24 protein-coding genes are annotated in these 19850 nt (G+C 67.0%); 16 read left to right on the top strand and 8 right to left on the bottom strand.

What is annotated here, in order from left to right; translation table 11 throughout:
• Window positions 1-59: 59 nt before the first annotated feature.
• On the bottom strand, window positions 60-506 hold the full coding sequence (locus AC5P5S_RS01860; RefSeq protein WP_005412625.1) for a copper chaperone PCu(A)C: 447 nt from the start codon (window positions 504-506) through the stop codon (window positions 60-62).
• Window positions 507-540: 34 nt separating this feature from the next.
• Between AC5P5S_RS01860 and AC5P5S_RS01855 the strand changes: the two genes are divergently transcribed.
• The 4 genes from AC5P5S_RS01855 (at window position 541) to AC5P5S_RS01840 (ending at window position 4308) form a co-directional block, all read left to right on the top strand.
• Window positions 541-1317, top strand: coding sequence for an enoyl-CoA hydratase/isomerase family protein (locus AC5P5S_RS01855; RefSeq protein ID WP_012479449.1), 777 nt, complete (start codon window positions 541-543; stop codon window positions 1315-1317).
• Window positions 1318-1444: 127 nt separating this feature from the next.
• Window positions 1445-2365 carry an acyl-CoA thioesterase II gene (gene tesB / locus AC5P5S_RS01850; protein WP_005408551.1) on the top strand — a complete coding sequence of 307 codons (921 nt, stop codon included), beginning with the start codon at window positions 1445-1447 and terminating at the stop codon, window positions 2363-2365.
• Window positions 2366-2369: 4 nt separating this feature from the next.
• Window positions 2370-2882: a hypothetical protein gene (locus tag AC5P5S_RS01845; RefSeq protein WP_012479448.1), complete on the top strand. Its 513-nt coding sequence runs from the start codon at window positions 2370-2372 to the stop codon at window positions 2880-2882.
• Window positions 2883-3090: 208 nt separating this feature from the next.
• Window positions 3091-4308 (top strand): RNA polymerase sigma factor, encoded by a 1218-nt coding sequence (locus tag AC5P5S_RS01840; protein ID WP_049395529.1) that lies wholly within the window; start codon window positions 3091-3093, stop codon window positions 4306-4308.
• A gap of 51 nt (window positions 4309-4359) precedes the next feature.
• Here the strand turns inward: AC5P5S_RS01840 and AC5P5S_RS01835 are convergent, their stop codons facing one another.
• Window positions 4360-4920, bottom strand: coding sequence for an EF-hand domain-containing protein (locus tag AC5P5S_RS01835; protein WP_005412620.1), 561 nt, complete (start codon window positions 4918-4920; stop codon window positions 4360-4362).
• A 156-nt stretch (window positions 4921-5076) separates the two neighbouring features.
• On the opposite strand from AC5P5S_RS01835, the gene AC5P5S_RS01830 reads away from it, so the two are divergent.
• Window positions 5077-5832, top strand: a complete 756-nt coding sequence (locus AC5P5S_RS01830; RefSeq protein WP_495276285.1) for an arginyltransferase — start codon at window positions 5077-5079, stop codon at window positions 5830-5832.
• Between the two features lie 38 nt (window positions 5833-5870).
• Window positions 5871-7085 (top strand): endonuclease/exonuclease/phosphatase family protein, encoded by a 1215-nt coding sequence (locus tag AC5P5S_RS01825; RefSeq protein WP_065183121.1) that lies wholly within the window; start codon window positions 5871-5873, stop codon window positions 7083-7085.
• 72 nt (window positions 7086-7157) lie between these two features.
• Here the strand turns inward: AC5P5S_RS01825 and purT are convergent, their stop codons facing one another.
• Window positions 7158-8345: a formate-dependent phosphoribosylglycinamide formyltransferase gene (gene purT, locus AC5P5S_RS01820; protein ID WP_005412617.1), complete on the bottom strand. Its 1188-nt coding sequence runs from the start codon at window positions 8343-8345 to the stop codon at window positions 7158-7160.
• Between the two features lie 137 nt (window positions 8346-8482).
• On the opposite strand from purT, the gene AC5P5S_RS01815 reads away from it, so the two are divergent.
• From AC5P5S_RS01815 to AC5P5S_RS01795, 5 genes are read left to right on the top strand one after another with little or no spacing between them, the layout of a single operon-like run.
• The gene (locus AC5P5S_RS01815) at window positions 8483-9364 is read left to right on the top strand and encodes an SPFH domain-containing protein (protein ID WP_005408544.1); all 882 of its coding nucleotides are present in this window, start codon (window positions 8483-8485) and stop codon (window positions 9362-9364) included.
• 46 nt (window positions 9365-9410) lie between these two features.
• A complete protein-coding gene (locus AC5P5S_RS01810; protein WP_049404701.1) occupies window positions 9411-9590 on the top strand; it encodes a type II toxin-antitoxin system antitoxin in 180 nt (59 codons plus the stop codon).
• Window positions 9587-9766, top strand: a complete 180-nt coding sequence (locus AC5P5S_RS01805; protein ID WP_005412614.1) for a DUF4177 domain-containing protein — start codon at window positions 9587-9589, stop codon at window positions 9764-9766. The genes AC5P5S_RS01810 and AC5P5S_RS01805 overlap by 4 nt, the downstream gene beginning before the upstream one ends.
• A gap of 3 nt (window positions 9767-9769) precedes the next feature.
• Complete coding sequence (locus tag AC5P5S_RS01800; protein ID WP_062606717.1) at window positions 9770-10363, top strand: PH domain-containing protein; 594 nt, start codon at window positions 9770-9772, stop codon at window positions 10361-10363.
• 9 nt (window positions 10364-10372) lie between these two features.
• Window positions 10373-11182 (top strand): M15 family metallopeptidase, encoded by an 810-nt coding sequence (locus AC5P5S_RS01795; RefSeq protein WP_060380732.1) that lies wholly within the window; start codon window positions 10373-10375, stop codon window positions 11180-11182.
• Between the two features lie 368 nt (window positions 11183-11550).
• Here AC5P5S_RS01795 and AC5P5S_RS01790 read toward each other — a convergent pair whose 3' ends face one another.
• From AC5P5S_RS01790 to AC5P5S_RS01775, 4 genes are all read right to left on the bottom strand, one after another.
• Window positions 11551-11922: a DUF423 domain-containing protein gene (locus AC5P5S_RS01790; protein WP_005408539.1), complete on the bottom strand. Its 372-nt coding sequence runs from the start codon at window positions 11920-11922 to the stop codon at window positions 11551-11553.
• Window positions 11923-12025: 103 nt separating this feature from the next.
• Window positions 12026-13099 (bottom strand): polyketide cyclase, encoded by a 1074-nt coding sequence (locus AC5P5S_RS01785; protein WP_005408538.1) that lies wholly within the window; start codon window positions 13097-13099, stop codon window positions 12026-12028.
• Window positions 13100-13333: 234 nt separating this feature from the next.
• Window positions 13334-13975 carry a response regulator gene (locus tag AC5P5S_RS01780; protein ID WP_005408537.1) on the bottom strand — a complete coding sequence of 214 codons (642 nt, stop codon included), beginning with the start codon at window positions 13973-13975 and terminating at the stop codon, window positions 13334-13336.
• Window positions 13975-15171, bottom strand: coding sequence for a sensor histidine kinase (locus AC5P5S_RS01775; protein ID WP_005408536.1), 1197 nt, complete (start codon window positions 15169-15171; stop codon window positions 13975-13977). Before AC5P5S_RS01775 ends, AC5P5S_RS01780 begins: the two co-directional genes overlap by 1 nt.
• 150 nt (window positions 15172-15321) lie before the next feature.
• Between AC5P5S_RS01775 and AC5P5S_RS01770 the strand changes: the two genes are divergently transcribed.
• From AC5P5S_RS01770 to AC5P5S_RS01750, 5 genes are read left to right on the top strand one after another with little or no spacing between them, the layout of a single operon-like run.
• A complete protein-coding gene (locus AC5P5S_RS01770) occupies window positions 15322-15918 on the top strand; it encodes a GNAT family N-acetyltransferase (RefSeq protein ID WP_005408535.1) in 597 nt (198 codons plus the stop codon).
• Window positions 15864-16709, top strand: coding sequence for a septum site-determining protein MinC (gene minC, locus AC5P5S_RS01765; protein ID WP_043034132.1), 846 nt, complete (start codon window positions 15864-15866; stop codon window positions 16707-16709). Before AC5P5S_RS01770 ends, minC begins: the two co-directional genes overlap by 55 nt.
• 37 nt (window positions 16710-16746) lie before the next feature.
• Window positions 16747-17556 (top strand): septum site-determining protein MinD, encoded by an 810-nt coding sequence (minD, locus tag AC5P5S_RS01760; protein ID WP_005408533.1) that lies wholly within the window; start codon window positions 16747-16749, stop codon window positions 17554-17556.
• Between the two features lie 2 nt (window positions 17557-17558).
• Window positions 17559-17819, top strand: coding sequence for a cell division topological specificity factor MinE (minE, locus tag AC5P5S_RS01755; RefSeq protein WP_005408532.1), 261 nt, complete (start codon window positions 17559-17561; stop codon window positions 17817-17819).
• Between the two features lie 46 nt (window positions 17820-17865).
• On the top strand, window positions 17866-18345 hold the full coding sequence (locus AC5P5S_RS01750; RefSeq protein ID WP_005408531.1) for a hypothetical protein: 480 nt from the start codon (window positions 17866-17868) through the stop codon (window positions 18343-18345).
• Between the two features lie 226 nt (window positions 18346-18571).
• Here AC5P5S_RS01750 and AC5P5S_RS01745 read toward each other — a convergent pair whose 3' ends face one another.
• The gene (locus AC5P5S_RS01745; RefSeq protein ID WP_012479439.1) at window positions 18572-19801 is read right to left on the bottom strand and encodes a DUF819 family protein; all 1230 of its coding nucleotides are present in this window, start codon (window positions 19799-19801) and stop codon (window positions 18572-18574) included.
• Between the last annotated feature and the right edge of the window lie 49 nt (window positions 19802-19850).

Raw genomic sequence — 19850 nt, 5'->3', positions numbered from 1 at the left:
AGTGCCGGCCGCTGGCCGGCATACCGAGTCGCCGGCCAGCGGCCGGCACTGCCATCCCGCTACGGCGCAGCCTTGCGCACGGTCAACGTCGCACTCGCTTCGCTACCCCCTTCCAGCTGCAGCCGCAGCGGCAGCACCTGCCCTTCCTTCAGCGCGCCCTTGCCCTGCATCAGCATCAGGTGCAGGCCGCCGGGCTTGAGCTCGGCACGCGCGCCGGCTGCCAGCGGCAGGCGCTCGATCGCGCGCATCCGGCTGACCCCGTCGACAATCGTGGTCTCGTGCAGCGACACATCACCGAAGCTGCTGCTGGTCGCGCCGGTGATCGCCACCGCCTTGCTGCAGCCATTGTGGATGACGCCGTAGCCGGCGGTCATCGGCATTGCCGGATTCGGAGGCAACCGCGCCCAGCCCTGCTCCACCGTGACGCAGGCCGGTTCGGCGGCCGAGGCCGATGCTGCGGTCGCACACAGGACCCACAGTACGCCAACGAATGGTTTGGTTATCATCGCCCAGGTTCCTTCTTCGCAACGAGACCGCAGCATGACGACGCTCATCGAGGTGATCAACCATGGCCCCATCCGCGAACTGCGCCTGGCACGGCCGCCGGTCAACGCACTGGACACCGAACTGTGCCGGCAGTTGATCCATGCCATCGAGCTGGCCATGGCCGAAGACGCGCATGGCATCGTGCTGTCGGGCAGCGAGCGCGTCTTCACCGGCGGCATGGACGTGCCGCACCTGCTCTCGCATGGCGATGACAAGCACAAGTTGTTGGACACCTGGAACGCCTTCTTTGGCGCCGTGCGCACGCTGGCCGAGAGCCGCATTCCGGTGGTCGCGGCGATCACCGGCCACGCCCCGGCGGGTGGCTGCGTGCTGGCCCTGTGCTGCGACTACCGGGTGATGGCGCGCAGCGCCGATCCGTCGCGGCCGTATGCCATCGGCCTGAACGAAGTGCAGGTCGGCCTGATCGCGCCGGAGGGCATCCAGCGCCTGCTGCGCCGTGCGGTGGGCGTGCACCGCGCCGGTGTGCTGCTGACCACCGGTTCGCTGGTGCCGGCCGAACAGGCGCTGCAGATCGGCCTGGTGGATGAGCTGGCCGAGGGAGACCTGGTGGTGGCACGCGCCATTGCCTGGCTGCAGAACCTGCTCAAGCAACCGCGCCAGCCGATGCTGCTGACCCGCGCGATTGCCCGTGCCGACCTGCATGAGGCGCTGCACCCGGACCTGATCCAGCTGGACCGCTTTGTCGAGGCCTGGTTCGCCCCGGATGCACAGAACGCCCTGCAGGCCCTGGTAGCCCGGCTGGGCAAGTAAACGGTAGTGCCGGGCGCTGGCCGGCAACCGCAGGCGCCCCAGGAGGCTCATGAGGCTGCCGGCCAGCGGCCGGCACTACCGATGATGGGCCGGCCTGCACCGGTATAATCGGGGCCTCTTCACTGCTGTGGCCGCCCCCTTGAACGACACGCCCGAACCCGTCGTCTCCGAGCTGATCGATCTGCTCACGCTGGAGCGGCTGGAGGACAACCTGTTCCGCGGGCAGAGCCGCGACATCGGCACCAAGTACGTGTTCGGCGGGCAGGTGCTGGGCCAGGCGCTGGCCGCAGCGCAGGCCACGGTCGACAATGGCCGCCACGTGCACTCGCTGCATGCCTATTTCCTGCGCGCTGGCAACATCGACCACCCGATCGTCTACGACGTGGACCGCACCCGCGATGGCGGCAGCTTCTCGGTGCGCCGGGTCACCGCGATCCAGCACGGCAAGGTGATCTTCTTCTGCGCGGCCTCGTTCCAGCAGGCCGAGACCGGCGCCGAGCACCAGCACAAGATGCCCGAAGTGCCACAGCCGGAAGACATCGAGCCGAATCGTCCGCTGCCGGCGGAAGTGCTCGAACGCCTGCCGATCAAGGTGCAGCGCTGGCTGTCGCGCGGTGGCCCGTTCGAGTTCCGCCACGTGTACCCGCGCGACGAACTGAACCCGCCCAAGCGCCCGCCCTACCACCAGGTGTGGCTGCGCCTGAGCGAACCGGTGGGCGATGCGCCGGAGCTGCACCAGGCGCTGCTGGCTTACGCCTCCGACTTCCACCTGCTGGGCACGGCGACCTTCCCGCACGGTATCAGCTACTACCACCCGCACGTGCAGATGGCCTCGCTCGACCACGCGATCTGGTTCCACCGCCCGTTCCGCGCCGACGACTGGCTGCTGTATTCGCTGGACAGCCCCAGCGCGCAGGATTCGCGCGGCCTGGCCCGCGGCCAGTTCTTCACCCGCAATGGCGTGCTGGTGGCCAGCACCGCGCAGGAAGGCCTGATCCGCGTCGTTCCCGACCAGGCCGCGGCCGCTGCCGTGCCAGCCAAGGAGTAACCCCATGCGCCAGATCTTCAGCAGCCAGCGCGTGGAAACCGTCGAAGGCGTGGCCGAGCTCCTGCGCGAGCATGGCATCGACGTCAAGGTGACCAACGGGCGCTCGTACAAGACCCGCCGCCGCGGTCAGTTCAGCTATACCGACCTGGGCAACGCCAACGCCTATCCGGCGGTGTGGATCGTACGCGCCGACGACCAGCCGCGCGCGCGTGAAATCCTGCGCGAGGCGCGCCTGCTCGACACCACCCGTCGCGACCACCCGACCGCCGAGTTCGCCTTCCGCGACGCGCCGGAACCGGGCAGCGGCGGCCGCAGCTGGGCCTGGCGCATCCGCATCGCCCTGCTGGTGGTGATCGCCGGCGTGGCGTTGGTGATCGGCCTGCGCCATCGCGGTGCCCCGGCACCGGTCGCACCGGCCCCTGCGCCGCAGGCCCAGCCGCAGCAGGTACAGCCGGCACCGCAGGCCGCGCCGGAAGAGGAAGAAGAAGTCCGGGTCCGCATCCAGCCCTCAAAATGACGCACGGGTAGTGCCGGCCGCCGTCCGGCAGCCACAAAAAGGGGACGGAGGGGATTAAGTCGTTTGAGGCACAAACGACTTAATCCCCTCCGTCCCCTTTTTTGTCATGAGGATGCCGGCCAGCGGCCGGCACTACCGCACAGAAAGTCGGTCACATTGGGCGCGCGGCTCCGTCATGGGACACAATCCCAGCAGGAGAGCCGCCGCCATGACGACGTTCGCCGCATCGATCGACCAGACCCTGGAACGCGAACTGCCGGCCGCCGCCAGCGGTTGCCAGCACGCCTATGGCCGCATCGTGCTGGCTTGCCAGAACACGGTCACCGCCATCGCGCTGGCCATCACCCGCGACCGCCAGGCCAGCGAGGACATCGCCCAGGAAGCCTTCGTCAAGGGCTGGCAGCAGCTGCACCAGCTGCGCAGTTCGACCAGCTTCCTGCCCTGGCTTCGGCAGATCACCCGCAACCTGGCCCGCGATTGGCTGCGTGCACAACGTGGCCGGCCGCTGACCGGCGAGGCCGCCGAGGTGGCGATGGGCATGGCCGCCGACCCTTCACCGGGCGCGGCCGACCGCCTGCAGCGGGTGGAAGAAGAGATCGCCGCCGAGGACATCATTTCAGCGTTGCCGGCCGACAGCCGCGAAGTCCTGCTGCTGTACTACCGCGAAGGGCAGCGCTCGCAACAGGTCGCCGATCTGCTCGGGCTCAGCGATGCGGCCGTGCGCAAGCGCCTGTCACGTGCACGTGCCCTGGTGCGCGACGGCCTGCTGCAGCGCTTCGGTGAGTTCGCGCGCAGCAGCGCGCCGAGCGCCGCATTCGCCACGGCGGTGGCTTCGATGGTACTGGTGGCCGCGCCCGGCACGGCCAGCGCAGCGATCCTGCTCGGCACCGGTGTCGGCGTGGGCGGCAGCAAGCTGGGCCTGGGCGGCGTCAGTGCCGCAGGCGGGGCTGCCATGGGTTCACTGACGGCCGCCGCCAGCCAGCTGCACCTGATTCCCGCCAGCGACTGGGCCACCGTTGCCGGTGGCGTCGTCGGCGGCATCATCGGCAGCTATCTGGGTGGCCGCTTCCTGCTGCGCTTCGCAGACACCCAGCAGGAACGAACAGCAGTGCGGCGCTTCGTGCACCTCAATACGTTCACCGCGATGGTCGTCTGCACCAGCCTGCTGATCTCGCAGATGCTGCAGGTGCCAATCTGGCTGCAACTTGCGATTCTCGTCATCGGCCTGGGTACGGTGAACTACCAGTGCCTGGTGCCGCTGCAGCGCGTGATGGCACCCATGATCGCGCGCGATTCAGCGCGGCGCGGCCGCAGCGGAACCAACTGGAAATATGAATCCGTGTACGGGCGCACCGGCATCATCGGGGCGAACGTATTCGTGATCGGCCTGGTGGTATATGCGCTGATGCGCAACGGAAACGTGTAACGGACAACGCCGGCAGTACGCCGGCGTTGTCATCAATCACTGCATTGAACCTCAGCGCTGCGGCTTCGGCGCAGCGCCATCACGCGGACCGCCATGGCGCGGGCCACCGTGCATCGGGCCCTTGGCAGCGTCGAACTCGGCCTTGCTCAGCTGGCCATCCTTGTTGGTGTCGGCGGCAGCGAACCAGGCATCACGATGCTGCTTCATGCGCAGCTCGCGGTCGGCCTTGTCCAGGTAGCCGTCCTTGTTCAGATCAAGCTGGTCGAAGCGCGCGGCCAGGCGCGGATCGGCCTTGGCTTCCTCGCGGCTGATGCGGCCGTCCTTGTTGACGTCCAGCTTGGCCCAGCGCTCACCGCCGTGGCCACGTCGCCCATGCTGCCAGCGCGGCAGCTCATCGCGCGAGAGCTTGCCGTCCTTGTTCTTGTCCAGCTCGTCGAACTTCGCGGCCAGGCGCGGGTTGGCGGCGGCCTCGCTGCGGTCGATGACGCCGTCGCCGTTGGTGTCCAGCCTGGCCGGGCGCGGCGCGGGCGTGGTCGGGGTGTCGGCCGCCAGCGCGATACCGGAAGCGGAGGTGCCCAGCAGCAGGGCCAGCAGCAGGGGGGTACGGATCATGAGGTCACTCCTGGGGATGGGAACAGCGTCGGGGTGATCACTTCACCCTCGGGAGACAACAACGCCCGGGCGCGACGTCGGTTGACGCTACTGCCGATTCCATTCATCCGCCGGACAGTCGCCGCCACTGCGACAACCTGGGGCTATGCTGTGCCCATGGCGATACATGGCGACAGAGACGACGAACTGCGACTTTTCCAGACCGGCGAGCACCCCTGCGGGTACTGGTCGGACCGGGTGGCACGCGACCTGGCGCTGGACCCGAACGACCGCCGCCTCGGCGCGCTCTATCCACTGGCACTGAGCTGGGGCTTCCGCCGCAGCGGCGACCTGGTCTACCGGCCGCATTGCGCCCACTGCCAGGCCTGCGTGGCGGTGCGCATCCCGGTGGCCCGCTTCGCTCCGGACCGCAGCCAGCGCCGCTGCGCCGCCCGCAATGCCGACCTGGAGGTGCGGATCACCGCCGCCACCGCCCGCGACGACCTGTTCGCGCTGTACCACCGCTACCTCACCCACCGTCACGCCAATGGCGGCATGGACGATCACGGCCCGCACGAGTTCGAGCAGTTCCTGATCGGCAGCTGGTCGCACACACGCTTCATGGAAATGCGCCTGCCCGGCGACGACGGCCAGCCCAGCCAGCTGCTGGGGGTGGCGGTGACCGACGTCACCGAGCACGGGCTGTCGGCGGTCTACACCTTCTTCGACCCGGACCATGCCGCGCGCGGGCTGGGCACCTTCGCGATCCTGCAACAGATCGAATGGGCGCGCCGCGAGGGCCTGCCGCACGTGTATCTGGGCTACTGGATCCGCGGCCACCAGAAGATGGACTACAAGCGTCGCTTCCATCCGCTGGAAGCCTACGATGGCCGCCGCTGGCACGATTTCGACAATGATCTGGACGGGCGCTGACAAACCGCTGACACCGGGCCGGGTGCACAATACGGCCCATGAACATGACCCGCCGCCATCCCCTGATCCTCGCCCTGGCCCTGCTCTGCGGCGCCACCGCCCCCGCCTTCGCCACGTCCCCTGCGATGACCGAAAAGCCGTCCGCTGCGCTGCGCCTGGCCACCTACAACACCTCGCTGTACTCCGACGACGCCGGCGGCCTGATCAAGGAGCTGGAAGGCGACAGCGAGCACGCGCGCAAGATCGCCGCGGTGCTGCAGCAGGTGCGCCCGGACCTGGTGCTGCTGAACGAATTCGACTTCGACGACGCCCATCGCGCCGCCGACCTGTTCCAGAAGCGCTACCTGGAAGTGGCCCAGCCTGGCGGCGGCAAGCCGCTGCACTTCGCCTACCGTTACCTGGCGCCGGTCAATACCGGCGTGCCCAGCGGGCTGGACCTGGACAACAACGGCGTGGTCGGTGGCGAAGGCCGCAGCCGTGGCAATGACGCGTGGGGCTACGGCCTGCACCCGGGCCAGTACGGCATGCTGGTGCTGTCGCGCTATCCGATCGACGAAGCCAAGGTGCGCAGCTTCCAGCTGTTGAAGTGGAGCGCGATGCCCGGCGCGATCCGCCCGGTCGATCCACGTACCGGCAAGAGCTTCTACAACGACCACGTGTGGTCGCAGCTGCGCCTGTCGTCGAAGTCGCATTGGGACGTACCGGTGAAGACCCCGGCCGGCGTGGTGCATGCGCTGGTCTCGCACCCGACCCCGCCGGTGTTCGACGGTCCGGAGAAGCGCAACGCGGCGCGCAACCACGACGAACTGCGCCTGTGGCAGGAATACCTGTCCAAGGGTGACAAGCCGTGGCTGTGCGACGACAAGGGCCAGTGCGGCGGCCTGGCGCAGGACGCGCGCTTCGTGATCCTCGGCGACCTCAACAATGACCCGGTCGATGGCGATGGCCGCCATGAGGCGATCGTCGAACTGATCGAGAACGCCCGCGTGCTGCGCTACCCCACCCCGCGCAGCGTCGGCGGCGAGCAGACCAGCCTGGCCTATGCGGCCAAGGGCATCGAGCGCAAGGGCGCACCGTTCCACGCCACCGGCGATTTCGGCCCGAAGTCCGGCACCATGCGCCTGGACTACGTGCTGCCCTCGACCGGTTTCGAATACGTCGGCAGCGGTATCTTCTGGCCGGCCAATGAAAGCCCGGAAGCGAAGATCGCCGACGGCAGCGACCATCATCTGGTGTGGGTGGACGTGCGGTAGAGCAGCGTACCGACCAACGGTCGGTACCCACCGGGTTTCGGTAGGCGACGACCGTTGGTCGTCGCTCCTTTTTCAGGGGCGCAGTTCGACGCCGATGGCTTCGGCGGCATCACGCGCGATGGCGCGTGCTTCGTCGATGGTTTCCGCGCGCGCCAGGGTCACGCCCACGCGACGATGACCGTGCACGCTCGGCTTGCCGAACAGGCGCACGGCGGTGTCCGGCACCTGCAGCGCGGCGGCGACGTTGTTGAAGTACGGCACGCCCTCGCCGTGTGCCAGCAATGCGCACGATGCCGACGGGCCGCTCTGGCGGATCACCGGAATCGGCAGGCCAAGGATGGCGCGCGCATGCAGCGCGAATTCGCTCAGTTCCTGCGATACCAGCGTCACCAGGCCGGTGTCGTGCGGGCGCGGCGACACTTCGCTGAACCACACCTCATCACCCTTCACGAACAGCTCGACGCCGAACAGGCCCCAGCCGCCAAGGTCGTCGGTGATCGCGCGCGAAATCTCTTCGGCACGCGCCAGCGCGGCGCTCGACATCGGCTGCGGCTGCCAGCTTTCGCGGTAATCACCATCCTTCTGCAGATGGCCGATCGGCGCGCAGAACGAGGTGCCGCCGGCATGGCGCACGGTCAGCAGGGTGATCTCGTAATCGAAATCGATGAAGCCTTCGACGATGCAGCGGCCGGCACCGGCACGGCCACCGGTCTGCGCGTACTCCCACGCCGGGGCGATGTCCGCCTCGCTGCGCAGGGTGCTCTGGCCCTTGCCCGAGGACGACATCACCGGCTTGACCACGCACGGCAGGCCGATGGCGGCCACGGCAGCACGGTATTCGGCCTCGGTATCGACGAAGCGGTACGGCGAGGTCGGCAGGCCCAGGGTCTCGGCGGCGAGGCGGCGGATGCCTTCGCGGTCCATGGTCAGGCGCGCAGCGCGCGCGGTCGGGATCACCCGCAGGCCCTGTTCCTGTTCCAGCTGGACCAGGGTTTCGGTGTGGATGGCCTCGATCTCCGGCACCACCAGGTGCGGCTGCTCCTGGGCGATCAGCGCACGCAGGGCCATCGCGTCGAGCATGTCGATCACGTGCGAGCGGTGCGCGACCTGCATGGCCGGCGCATCGGCATAGCGATCGGCGGCGATCACCTCCACGCCCAGCCGCTGCAGCTCGATGGCCACCTCCTTGCCGAGTTCGCCCGAGCCCAGCAGCAGCACGCGGGTGGCGGAGGGGGACAACGGAGTTCCAAGCTTGGCCATGGCGATTCCAGCAGCGATGTGAAGGCGGGTGGGCATTCTAGCTGGCCGACCGCCCCGGCCACGGCATCCGACGAACGGTAGCCGACAAGTGATATCACTTTGATATCTTCATTCCGAACCCTCAAGGACGTACCGCCATGAAAGAGAAGTCGCTGTCTTCCCTCAACGGCCTCGGCACGCTGGCCGGCGCCCTGCTCGTCGCCCTCGCTGGCGCCGCCCTGTTCGTACTGGGAGTGGCAGCCAAGGCCAGTGCCGGCTCGCCCAACCTGCTGCTGATGCTGCTGGGCGCCCTGCTGGTGGCGCTGGGCGTGTTCATCCTGGCCGGCCTGTACACCATCCAGCCCAACCAGGCCGCCGTGCTGAGCCTGTTCGGCAAGTACGTGGGCACGGTCAAGGACAACGGCCTGCGCTGGAACAACCCCTTCTATGCCAAGCGCCGGGTCAGCCAGCGCGTGCGCAACTTCGAGAGCGGCAAGCTGAAGGTCAACGAGCTGGACGGCAGCCCGATCGAGATCGCTGCGGTGATCGTCTGGCAGGTGGTCGATGCCTCCGAGGCGGTCTACAACGTGGACGACTACGAGAGCTTCGTGCACATCCAGTCGGAATCGGCGTTGCGCGCGATGGCCACCAGCTATCCCTACGACCAGCACGAGGATGGCCAGCTGGCCCTGCGCAGCCACGCCAGCGAGATTTCCCAGCACCTGAAGAACGAGCTGGCCGAGCGTCTGGCCGACGCCGGCGTGCAGGTGATCGACGCACGCATCAGCCACCTGGCCTACGCCGCTGAAATTGCCCAGGCCATGCTGCAGCGTCAGCAGGCCAACGCGGTGATCGCCGCGCGCACGCGCATCGTGGCCGGTGCAGTCGGCATGGTCGAAATGGCCTTGGCCGAACTGCAGAAGAATGGCGTGGTTGAACTGGACGAGGAACGCAAGGCGCACATGGTCAGCAACCTGCTGACCGTGCTGTGCTCGGACCGCGGCACCCAACCGATCGTCAACGCCGGTTCGCTTTACTGAGCCATCCTCGCAACGGGGCGCCCCCACCGCCCCGCCAGGAGTTTTCATGAGTGAGAAGAAAGCCTATCCGCTGCGCATCAATGCCGAGGTCCTGGCAGCGGCACAGCGCTGGGCTGACGACGAGCTGCGCAGCCTCAACGCGCAGATCGAATACGTACTGCGCGACGCCTTGCGCAAGGCAGGACGCCTGCCGAGACCCAAGCCATCGCCGGAGGACAAGGAGTGAGCAAGCGCTGGAGCTACCAGACCATCGAGGTCAAGACGTCCATGATGGGTGTACTCAAGCCCGAGGACATCCAGGCCGAACTCAGCCGCCAGGGCCAACTGGGCTGGGAACTGGTCAACATCATCATCCCGGCGCCGATGCGCCCGGCGATGCTGGTGTTCAAGAAGGAGGCCTGAACCATGGGCGGCAGCGACCCGAAACCCTTTGACGTGGCCGAGAGCTCGCCGCTGCGCGTGCTCTGGATCGTGCTGCCGCTGCTGGCTGCCTTCGTGGCCTGCCTGTATGCGCAGCTGTACAAGGCACCGGCGAGCGCACCCTGGATCGAAGTAACGCTGTCGCCGCCGTGGTTCCGGATGGGCGGCAGTGCTGCATGGAGCCTGCTGGTGATTGCCCTGCTGGGCATTGGACTGGGCACGGCCTTCTTCCGCCGCCGGGTGGAACTGGCCGGCGATGTGCTGGACGTGCGTTCAACGATGTACCGGCGGCGGGTGCCGGTGGCGCAGTTGCGGCTGGACCAGGCCGAGGTGGTCGACCTGCAGCGTGACCGCCGCTACGGCATTCGTGTCAAAACCAATGGCTATTCAATGCCGGGCTTCTACTCGGGCCACTTTCGCCTGCAGGGAGGCGGCAAGGGCTTCGCCCTGGTCACCGACCGTGCGCGTGTGCTCGCCCTGCCGGTCAATGATGGCAGCACGCTGCTGCTCAGTGTGGACCGGCCGCAGGCGCTGCTCGATGCGCTGCGCAAGGTGGCCGCGTCGGCGCCACGGCAGTAAGCTGCGGCGATGCAACGACGCGCCCCCCTGCTGATCAATACCGAGGCCATCGAGCTGTGGCCCGCCGACTTGCTGCGCGCGCGCAGCAACCTGGACGCACGCCTGCTGTCACAGGCGCGTTGGGTGCTGCGGCGCAAGCGTGATGGCCGCTATCTGGCGGTGATACTGGCGCAGGGTGTGCACGCCATGGTGCCGCGCCTGCCGCGCGAACCCGGGGTCGAGGAAGCATTGGCACTGCTGGATGCCGCGGCTGCACGGCCCTTCGGCGCCGGACTGGAAGATCAGTGGCTGCCGCTGGCCGGGTTGCAGCAGCGCCTGCAGCAGCTTGGCCTGGATGCACAGCGCTATGCCGACGACAGCGGCCTGCCGCTGGAATCCGAGCCGTGCCTGCTGCACTTCGCCGGTCGCGACCGCTTTGCACGCCCGTTGTGGCTGCGCCGTGGCGCCGCGCAGGGCTGGCGGCGGATGCGACTGCACGCGGCACGGGATGGAATTGCGCTGGATGCCATCTCCGGCTTCCGCAGCCATGCCTACCAGTTGGGCATCTTCGAACGGAAGCTGGCGCGCGGCTTGAGCGTGGCCGAGATCCTGAAGGTGAATGCCGCACCGGGTTTCAGCGAACACCACAGCGGCCACGCGCTGGACATCGGCACACCGGGCGACGCGCCGGCTGAAGAATCGTTCGAAGCCACCAACGCGTTCGCGTGGCTGCAGGCGCATGCCGGCGGGCACGGCTTCCATCTGAGTTACCCGCACGACAACCCGCACGGCATCGTCTACGAACCGTGGCACTGGTGCTGGAGACCGGCCAACGGCTGAGCCCCTCGTGGCGAAAGCCTGGAGCGGTCAGCGCATGGCCGCGGGATGGAACAAGAGAGCAAAGACAAAAGCGGGTCGCTTCGCTCGAAGCCTCTACAACGGATCAGCGCGCGGCTGTTGGGTCCGCCTTCAAGCGAGCCGAGCACCGCAGGTCCGGCGAGGGCGAAGAGGTGCGGGCGTCTGAGCGCAGCGAGTTCCCGCACCGCCCCTCGACGGGCCGAGGAGCGCAGGGGACCGGTGCGCAGCACCGGCTCGCGGCCGGCGGCGCGATTCTTTTGGTTACTTTTCTTTTCGCGCGAAAAGAAAAGTAACGCCCATGGACGGCGCAGATCGCATCAGCATGGATCGAAGAAACAACCTCGACTCAGTCACCGCCTCAACGCATTGATCGCCAGCAACACCCATCCGGCCATCATGCTGGTGCCCCCGATCGGCGCCATCCGCGTCGGCCACTGCCACAAGGCACCGCCCACCAGGCTGCCGGAAAACAGCAACACGCCCAGCAGCAGCACGTACAGCGCCAGGTGCGCGGTCGCCCCCTGCGCACGCGGGCCAAGCGCCACCAGCACCGCGCCATGCGCGAACGCATACAGTGCCGCCATGTTCAGGTGCTGCTGCGCCAGCGGGTCAGCCACACCGTGCGATGCGTAGGCGGACAGGCCGATCGAGGCCGCCGCCAGCAGCGCACCAAGGCAGGCCAGCAGGGAAGGCTTACGTGCGCGACGTTCCAGGTTGAACATGGGGGCTCCTTGCACAGCGCCCTTTCCGGGCGCCAGATGAAAAAAAACGCGCCGCAATGAGCGGCGCGTTTTCGTGTCCAACACTACATGGGTCAGCCGAGGCTTACTTGACGGCCCAGTAAATGTCGTAGGTACCTTCCGGGGTGAACGACTTGTCGATGCCATCCTTCCAGGTTTCGTACGGACGGTCGATCACTTCGTTGCCGGAGGTCACAGCCCAGGCGCGCAGGCCGTTGCGGGCAACGTCCAGACCCGCCATGTGGCCGGTGTAGGCCGCATGTGCCGAGCGGTGCGGAGCCACGTGCACGTACTTCACCGGAGCGCCACCGTCGATCTTGACGGTCAGGGCCTCAGCGGTGGCACCTTCAGCACCCTTCTTCTTCACCGGCTGGGCGATGTCGAAGGCGTACTTCTCCTGGCCGAAGTCGGTGGTGATGATGCGGAACGGACCGGCGGCTTCAAGGCCATTGGCCTCCATCACGCGCTTGATCCACTCCTGGTTGTCCTTGATGGACTTGGTGATCGTGTCCTGACCGCGGTCCACGTTACCGGCGTTGACGACCAGCAGATCCTCAGCCGGCACATCGACGATGGCCAGATCGGTCAGCGGGGCTTCCGGCGTGCGGTAGTCGACGTTCGGGACGGTGGCCAGCATGTTGGCCATGCGCGACAGGCCCATCTTGATGTCGTCGCCGATCTGGCGGCTGACATACAGGCCTGCATAACGGCCGAACAGGTCGAAGCCGTACTTCACCGAGTAGTCCTGGGTGATCTTCACGTTGCGGCCACCCTTGCCGGTCGGCTCCAGGGTGAAGGTGGTGACCTTGTCGTGACCCTTGGTGGCGTCTTCGATGGCGATCGCAACGCGCTTGTTCTCTTCGGCGTCGGTGATCTTCCAGGAGCCGGTGCCCAGGTCCTTGGAGGTGAAGTCCAGGGTGGCACCCTTGCCGGAGGCCGGGCCGGACAGCTTCAGTTCAACGGCGGGATCGCGCAGTACCAGCGGGTTCCAGTCCTTGAAGCGGCGCAGGCTGCTGACCGTGTCGTACACAATCGTCATCTTGCGGTTGGTCTCGATGCTTTCGGTGATGTGACGCTCGCCCGGCAGACATACGCCAATGATGACGAACAGGCCAGCCACGATCCCCAAGGCGATCAGGAACTCGATAATACGGGTCATTCAGAGAGTCTCCGGGGCCGATCCCACGGCCGGGTTGATTGAAGCGAAGCGCCAATCCTAGCAGGCTTCGCGGGCATTGTTTATCGGGATTGGCGCACCGGTTTCCCTGCCGGCTGCGTATTTGTATGGACAAAGAATTCGAAGGGTAACGCATACCGCTGCCCGGCAAGTAGGGGGGCACCTTGGCCGGAACCCCCTGCCACCACCCAAGTCTTTGTACCGAAACGATTTTCCTCAGACCAGCTGGAGTTCGAACGCCTTCAGTACCGCGCGCGTACGGTCGCGCACACCCAGCTTGGAGAGGATGTTGGACACGTGGTTCTTGATGGTGCCCTCGGCCACGCCCAGCGAGTTGGCGATCTCCTTGTTGGAGAAGCCGCTGGCCATCAGCCGCAGGATCTCGGTCTCGCGGTCGGTCAGCGGGTCCGGGCGGTCCAGGCTGACGAACTCGTTGCGCATGTGCTCCAGGCCCGACAACAGGCGCTGGGTCACCGCCGGCTGTACCAGCGAACCCCCTTCGGCCACGGTACGGATGGCACCGACCAGCTGTGCCAGGGTCACATCCTTGAGCAGGTAACCCTTGGCACCGGCCTTGAGGCCAGCCAGCACCAGCTGATCGTCATCGAAGGTGGTGAGGATGATGGTCGGCGGCAGCTGTTCCTGCCGCGACAGCACCTGCAGCGCTTCCAGTCCGGACATCACCGGCATGCGCATGTCCATCAGGACCACGTCGGGACGCACCTGCGGGATCAGCTCGACCGCCTGCCGGCCATCGCCGGCCTCGGCCACCACCTCGATGCCATCGTCGAGCGCCAGCAGGGAGCGGATTCCCTGCCGCACCAGGGTTTGGTCATCGACCAGGCAGACGCGAATCATCAACGTACTCCTTCAGGAACCTTGGTAAGGGCGGCCACCAGCACCGTTGCCGGCACCGTTGCCCGCAGGCGGAAGCCTTCACCGGGACGGGTCTCGATCTGCAGCTGGCCACCACATTGTTGCAGGCGCTCGCGCATGCCGCGCAAGCCATTGCCCACATTGACCATGTCCGCGCCGACACCGTCGTCGCGGGCCTCCACCACCACCCGGTCCGGGGCTTCACGGTACACCTTGATCCACAGGTGGCGCGCACCGGCGTGGCGCACCGCGTTGGTGATGATCTCCTGCGTGCAGCGCAGCAGGACGTGGGCCCGCTGGGGATCTTCCACGTTCAGCGGATCCTCGATCTCCAGCTGGATGTCCAGCGAGGGCACGTTCTCGGTCAGCGGGCGCAGCGCCGCGGCCAGGTCGATCGCACCGGTCTCGCGCAGCTGGCTGACCACCTCGCGCACGTTGCCCAGCAGCAGTTTGGCCAAGGTGTGGGAGCGCTTCACGTGCTCCAGCGCCTGCCCTTCGGCCAGGTGCCCGGCCACTTCCAGGTTCAGGGTCAGCGCGGTCAGCTGGTGGCCCAGCAGGTCATGCAGCTCGCGCGAGATGCGGGTGCGCTCATTGACGCGGGCACTCTCGGCAAGCAAGGCGCGGGTGGCACGCAGCTCTGAATTGAGCCGGCGCTGTTCGTCGCGCGCCTCGGTCTGCTGCCGGGCAACCAGGCTGGTCACGAAGATGAACATGGAAAAGCCGCCGTACAGCAGCGACTGCATCACCGCTTCGAACAACGGGAAGCGCAGCAGCAAGTAGTAGACCGGGGCCACCGCCAACTGGCTGACCAGCAGCCACAGCACGCCCAGCCGCACCGACAGCATCCACGGGATGACCCCGGCGGCCACCATCATCAGGATGCTGCCCAGGCCCGAGCCGCTGAGGAAGCTGACGCCCAGCGCCGAAATCGTCAGCAGCAGCAGCAGGCCGCGGTCCAGCCAGCTGGTGGGGCTGTCGCTGCGCAGGATGCGGGTCAGCCAGTAATAGGAGGTGCCGAAGGACAGGTAGGCGACGAACAGCAGGACCGCCCAGCCGCCCATGTCACCGCGGCTGTGCAGGTTCTCGAACTGCGAGTACGCCAGGGGCAGACCGACCATGACCCAGGTGAACAGGCCGGCCAGGCGAAGGACGCGGGTATGGCTGAGGACTCCCAACATGCCAGCACTCTACGGGCCCGGCCTGCACACCGCACCCCACGGAAGTCATGCCTGCCCGGTCGCCTGTTCATGCCGCAGCCCACCCCGGGCATGCAATAATCGTGCGCAGGGTCCCTTGATGGACCAACCGCGTTACCCCACGGAGTCACAATGTCGATTGTCATCCGCGACGTGCGCGAGCACGAGCTCGATTCCGTCCTGGCTTTGAACAACAACGCTGGCCTGGCCATCCTTCCCCTGGATGCGGCCCGCCTGCGCCTGTTCTATGAAACCGCTGAGTATTTCCGCGTCGCCGAGCGCGACGGCAACCTGGCCGGCTTCCTGATCGGCTTCGGCAGCGACAGCCAGCACGACAGCAGCAACTTCGCCTGGTTCAAGCAGCAGCTGGACACCCCCTTCTTCTACATCGACCGCATTGTGGTCGCCAGCCGCCGCCGCGGCGGTGGCGTCGGCCGTGCGTTCTATGCCGACGCGCAGAGCTTTGCCGAGCTGCGCTACCCGCAGATGACCTGCGAAGTCTTCCTCGACCACGGCGCCGATGCCGCCCTGCTCTTCCACGGCAGCTTCGGCTTCCGCGAGCTGGGCCAGAACACCATGGCCCAGGTCGATGTGCGTGCCAGCATGCTGGCCAAGGAACTGTGCAGCTACCCGTGGGTCCAGGAGACCTACGGCGGCAAGCTGCCGGATGTGGCATGGACACGCGCCCGGCAGCTGCCGGCGCAGGCACAGCGGCCGACGGGGACCTGAGCGTGGCGGTGAATTTCGATTACGAACAGGCCGGTGAACTGAAGATCGGCCAGGTGGGCATCGCCAACCTTCGCATCCGTACCCTTGATGTCGAACGCCTCGTGCAGGAAATGCGCGAGCGCGTGACCCGTGCGCCGAAGCTGTTCGGCCGCGCGGCGGTGATCCTCGATTTCGGCGGCCTGAGCCAGGTTCCGGACGTGGCCACCGCGCAGGCGCTGGTCGATGGCCTGCGCAGCGCCGGCGTGCTGCCGGTGGCGCTGGCTTATGGCACCAGCGCGGTCGACCTGCTCTCGCAGCAGCTTGGCCTGCCGCTGCTGGCCAAGTTCCGCGCCCAGTACGAACGTGCCGAGGCCGAAGCGGCTCCGCCGCCGCCCGCACCGGAACCGCGCCGCGCCGCGCGCGCCGAACCGAAGCCAGCCCCGGCCGCACCGGTGGCCAAGATCGCCGATGCAGCCGCGCCGCAGCCAGGCCGCATGCAGCTGGGCAACGTGCGTTCGGGCCAGCAGCTGTACGCGGAGAACTGCGACCTGACCGTGATGGCCACCGTCGGCGCCGGCGCCGAGGTCATCGCCGATGGCAGCATCCATATCTACGGCACCCTGCGCGGCCGCGCGCTGGCAGGGGCCCAGGGCAACACCGCGGCACGCATCTTCTGCCGTGATTTCCATGCGGAACTGGTGGCCATTGCAGGCCACTACAAGGTACTGGACGATGTTCCGGACAACCTGCGCGGCAAGGCCGTGCAGGTGTGGCTGGAACAGGACCAGATCAAGATCGCTGCGCTGGACTGACGCAGCCCCAAACTAATGCAGAACCAGGAGAAGTCCTTTGGCTGAAATCATCGTAGTCACCTCCGGCAAGGGCGGCGTGGGCAAGACCACTTCCAGCGCGAGCCTGGCCTGTGGCCTGGCGCGGCGCGGCAAGAAGGTGGCGGTGATCGACTTCGACGTCGGCCTGCGCAACCTCGACCTGATCATGGGGTGCGAACGCCGCGTGGTGTACGACTTCGTCAACGTCGTGCATGGCGAAGCCACCCTCAAGCAGGCCCTGATCAAGGACAAGCGCTTCGACAACCTGTATGTGTTGGCCGCCTCGCAGACCCGCGACAAGGACGCACTGACCCAGGAAGGCGTGGGCAAGGTCCTGAAGGACCTGGCCGCCGATGGCTTCGATTACATCATCTGCGACTCGCCGGCCGGCATCGAAAAGGGAGCGTTCCTGGCGATGTACTTCGCCGACCGCGCCGTGGTGGTGGTGAACCCGGAAGTGTCCTCGGTGCGCGACTCCGACCGCATCATCGGCCTGCTGGACTCGAAGACCCACAAGGCCGAATCCGGCCAGAACGTGCCTGCCTTCCTGCTGCTGACCCGCTACACCCCGCTGCGCGTGGAAACCGGCGAGATGCTCAGCATCGCCGACGTCGAGGAAGTGCTGGGGCTGAAGGCCATCGGCGTGATCCCCGAATCGGGCGACGTGCTCAATGCCTCCAACAAGGGCGAACCGGTGATCCTGGATGTCGAATCCGCTGCCGGCCAGGCGTATGACGACGCCGTCGCGCGCATCCTTGGCGAAGATCGCCCGATGCGCTTCACCAGCGTCGAGAAGAAGGGCTTCTTCAGCAAGCTGTTCGGAGGGTAAGCATGGGCCTGTTCGATTTCCTCAAAGCGAAGAAGACCACCGCCGAAACCGCAAAGAACCGCCTGCAGATCATCATCGCGCAGGAACGCAGCCACCGCGGTGGCCCGGACTACCTGCCGCTGCTGCAGCGCGAGCTGCTGGAAGTGATCAAGAAGTACGTGAACATCGACGTCGATGCGGTCAAGGTCGACCTGGTGAAGGATGGCCAGCACGATGTGCTGGACATCTCCGTGGCGCTGCCTGAAGGCCCGGACAAACCCTGATGCCCCGCCCCGCCCGTGCCTGCATGGGCGGGGCCGCGTGACCTGCATGACCGATACGACAACCGCCGTGGACATCACCTGCGTGGGCGACATCGCCTTCGCCGACGCGCAGTGCCTGCTCGCCGCGCATGGCCTTCGCCTGCACCACGTGGCCGCAGGCGAACCGATTCCCGGCAGCTACTGGGGCGAGCCCGAGGCGGGCATCATCGCCAGCAATGTCTATGTGCGCGATGACACCCCGGTGCATTCGATGCTGCATGAAGCCTGCCACCTGATCGTATTGCCGCCGGAGCGGCGCGCGCAGGTGCACACCGACGCCACCGATTCGGTGGCCGAGGAAGATGCCACCTGCTACCTGCAGATCGTGCTGGCCGGACAGCTGCCTGGTGTTGGCAGTGCGCGGTTGATGGCCGACATGGATGCCTGGGGGTACACGTATCGGCTGGGGTCGACACAGGCGTGGTTCGAGCAGGACGCCGAAGACGCGAAGGCGTGGCTGGTCGAACGCGGGTTGCCGGTGGCGTAAGGCCGCGGGCGCGGTTGGCCACGGGCGCGTGGCGACGCGCCGGACCTTGCGGCGCCCCTCTTTTCACTCGGCGCGGTTCGAGCAGGACGCCGAAGACGCGAAGGCGTGGTTGATCGAGCGCGGCTTGCCGGTGGCGTAACGCATCGGTAGTGCCGGCCGCTGGCCGGCAACCTCACGAACCCGTGAAGCATCACCGGGTTGCCGGCCAGCGGCCGGCACTACCGTATCAGCCCTGCCCTGCCAGCGCGCGCAGGGTGATGCCGACGATGTAAGCCAGGTACGTGCCGGTGGCGTAGCCCATCGTGCCCAGCAGCACGCCCACCGGCGCCAGTGCCGGATGGAACGCCGCGGCCACCACCGGCGCCGAGGCCGGTCCACCGATGTTCGACTGCGAACCGATGGCGAAATAGAAGAACGGCACCTTCAGCAGCTTGCCCAGGCACCACAGCAGCACGATGTGCACGGCAATCCAGATCAGGCCGAGCAGGAACAGCCACGGGCGGTCCAGCAGCGCCACCAGATCCATCTGCATGCCGATGCAGGCGATCAGGAAGTACAGCAGCAGCGAGCCCAGGCGCGATGCGCCCGCGCCTTCCAGCGTGCGCGCACGGGTGAAGCTCAGGCTCAGGCCCAGCGTGGTCGACAGCACCACCACCCACACGAACGGCGCGTCCAGGCTGAACTGCGAGGCCCAGCTGACGTTGGCCTTGAACCATGCTGCGAGCGGCGCGCCGATGGCGTGCGAGAGGCCCACGCCGCCGAAGGCCACCGCCACGATCAGCATCAGGTCGGTGAGGCTGGGAATGCGCTCGTGTTCGGCCTGGAAGCGCGCGATGCGCTCCTTCAGTTCATCGATGGCCGAAGTATCGGCGCCACTGCGCGCGTCGATCTTCGCTGCCCGCCCCGCCAGGAAGATCAGTGCCGCCATCCACACGTAGCCGACACCGACATCGACCACCGCGAACTGGCCGAACGTGGTCGCATTGACGTCGAATACTTCGCGCATTGCCAGCATGTTGGCACCGCCACCGATCCAGCTGCCTGCCAATGCGGCCATGCCGGCCCAGGTGTCACCGGCCACGGTTTCCGGATGCAGCGCGCGCATCGCCAGGAACGCCACCACCGCACCGAGCATGATGCTGGCCGAGGCGCCCAGGTACATCAGCACCAGCTTCGGGCCCAGCCGCAGGATGCCCTTGATGTCCACCGCCAGGGTCAGCAGGATCAGCGCTGCCGGCAGCAGGATGTCGCGTGCGATCGGGTTGTAGAGCTTGGTGTTCTGCCCATCGATCAGGCCGACGGTGTTGTAGATGCCGGGAATCAGGTAGCACAGCAGCAGCGCCGGCACGAACGTGTAGAAGCGCTTCCACAGGCCCTGCTCGCGCGAGGCGGTCCAGAACACGGCGCCAAGGGTGGCGGCGATCAAACCGAAGACGACGATGTCGTTCTGGATCATGCAGGTGCTCTGGGTAGAGCCGGCCGCTGGCCGGCTGCTGTTGGCGGCG

This window comes from Stenotrophomonas sp. YJH_SMC_54, assembly GCF_059368435.1.
The sequence above is the reverse complement of the archived record's forward strand: the minus strand, read 5'-3'. Positions and strand labels throughout refer to the sequence as shown.

Bases quoted from the DNA above. Each gene is read 5' to 3' on its own strand.
- AC5P5S_RS01860 (WP_005412625.1), bottom strand. From the start codon at position 506: ATGATAACCAAACCATTCGTTGGCGTACTGTGGGTCCTGTGTGCGACC.
- AC5P5S_RS01855 (WP_012479449.1), top strand. From the start codon at position 541: ATGACGACGCTCATCGAGGTGATCAACCATGGCCCCATCCGCGAACTG.
- AC5P5S_RS01845 (WP_012479448.1), top strand. From the start codon at position 2,370: ATGCGCCAGATCTTCAGCAGCCAGCGCGTGGAAACCGTCGAAGGCGTG.
- AC5P5S_RS01840 (WP_049395529.1), top strand. From the start codon at position 3,091: ATGACGACGTTCGCCGCATCGATCGACCAGACCCTGGAACGCGAACTG.
- AC5P5S_RS01835 (WP_005412620.1), bottom strand. From the start codon at position 4,920: ATGATCCGTACCCCCCTGCTGCTGGCCCTGCTGCTGGGCACCTCCGCT.
- AC5P5S_RS01830 (WP_495276285.1), top strand. From the start codon at position 5,077: ATGGCGATACATGGCGACAGAGACGACGAACTGCGACTTTTCCAGACC.
- AC5P5S_RS01825 (WP_065183121.1), top strand. From the start codon at position 5,871: ATGAACATGACCCGCCGCCATCCCCTGATCCTCGCCCTGGCCCTGCTC.
- purT (WP_005412617.1), bottom strand. From the start codon at position 8,345: ATGGCCAAGCTTGGAACTCCGTTGTCCCCCTCCGCCACCCGCGTGCTG.
- AC5P5S_RS01815 (WP_005408544.1), top strand. From the start codon at position 8,483: ATGAAAGAGAAGTCGCTGTCTTCCCTCAACGGCCTCGGCACGCTGGCC.
- AC5P5S_RS01810 (WP_049404701.1), top strand. From the start codon at position 9,411: ATGAGTGAGAAGAAAGCCTATCCGCTGCGCATCAATGCCGAGGTCCTG.
- AC5P5S_RS01800 (WP_062606717.1), top strand. From the start codon at position 9,770: ATGGGCGGCAGCGACCCGAAACCCTTTGACGTGGCCGAGAGCTCGCCG.
- AC5P5S_RS01795 (WP_060380732.1), top strand. From the start codon at position 10,373: ATGCAACGACGCGCCCCCCTGCTGATCAATACCGAGGCCATCGAGCTG.
- AC5P5S_RS01790 (WP_005408539.1), bottom strand. From the start codon at position 11,922: ATGTTCAACCTGGAACGTCGCGCACGTAAGCCTTCCCTGCTGGCCTGC.
- AC5P5S_RS01785 (WP_005408538.1), bottom strand. From the start codon at position 13,099: ATGACCCGTATTATCGAGTTCCTGATCGCCTTGGGGATCGTGGCTGGC.
- AC5P5S_RS01780 (WP_005408537.1), bottom strand. From the start codon at position 13,975: ATGATTCGCGTCTGCCTGGTCGATGACCAAACCCTGGTGCGGCAGGGA.
- AC5P5S_RS01775 (WP_005408536.1), bottom strand. From the start codon at position 15,171: ATGTTGGGAGTCCTCAGCCATACCCGCGTCCTTCGCCTGGCCGGCCTG.
- AC5P5S_RS01770 (WP_005408535.1), top strand. From the start codon at position 15,322: ATGTCGATTGTCATCCGCGACGTGCGCGAGCACGAGCTCGATTCCGTC.
- minC (WP_043034132.1), top strand. From the start codon at position 15,864: ATGGACACGCGCCCGGCAGCTGCCGGCGCAGGCACAGCGGCCGACGGG.
- minE (WP_005408532.1), top strand. From the start codon at position 17,559: ATGGGCCTGTTCGATTTCCTCAAAGCGAAGAAGACCACCGCCGAAACC.
- AC5P5S_RS01750 (WP_005408531.1), top strand. From the start codon at position 17,866: ATGACCGATACGACAACCGCCGTGGACATCACCTGCGTGGGCGACATC.
- AC5P5S_RS01745 (WP_012479439.1), bottom strand. From the start codon at position 19,801: ATGATCCAGAACGACATCGTCGTCTTCGGTTTGATCGCCGCCACCCTT.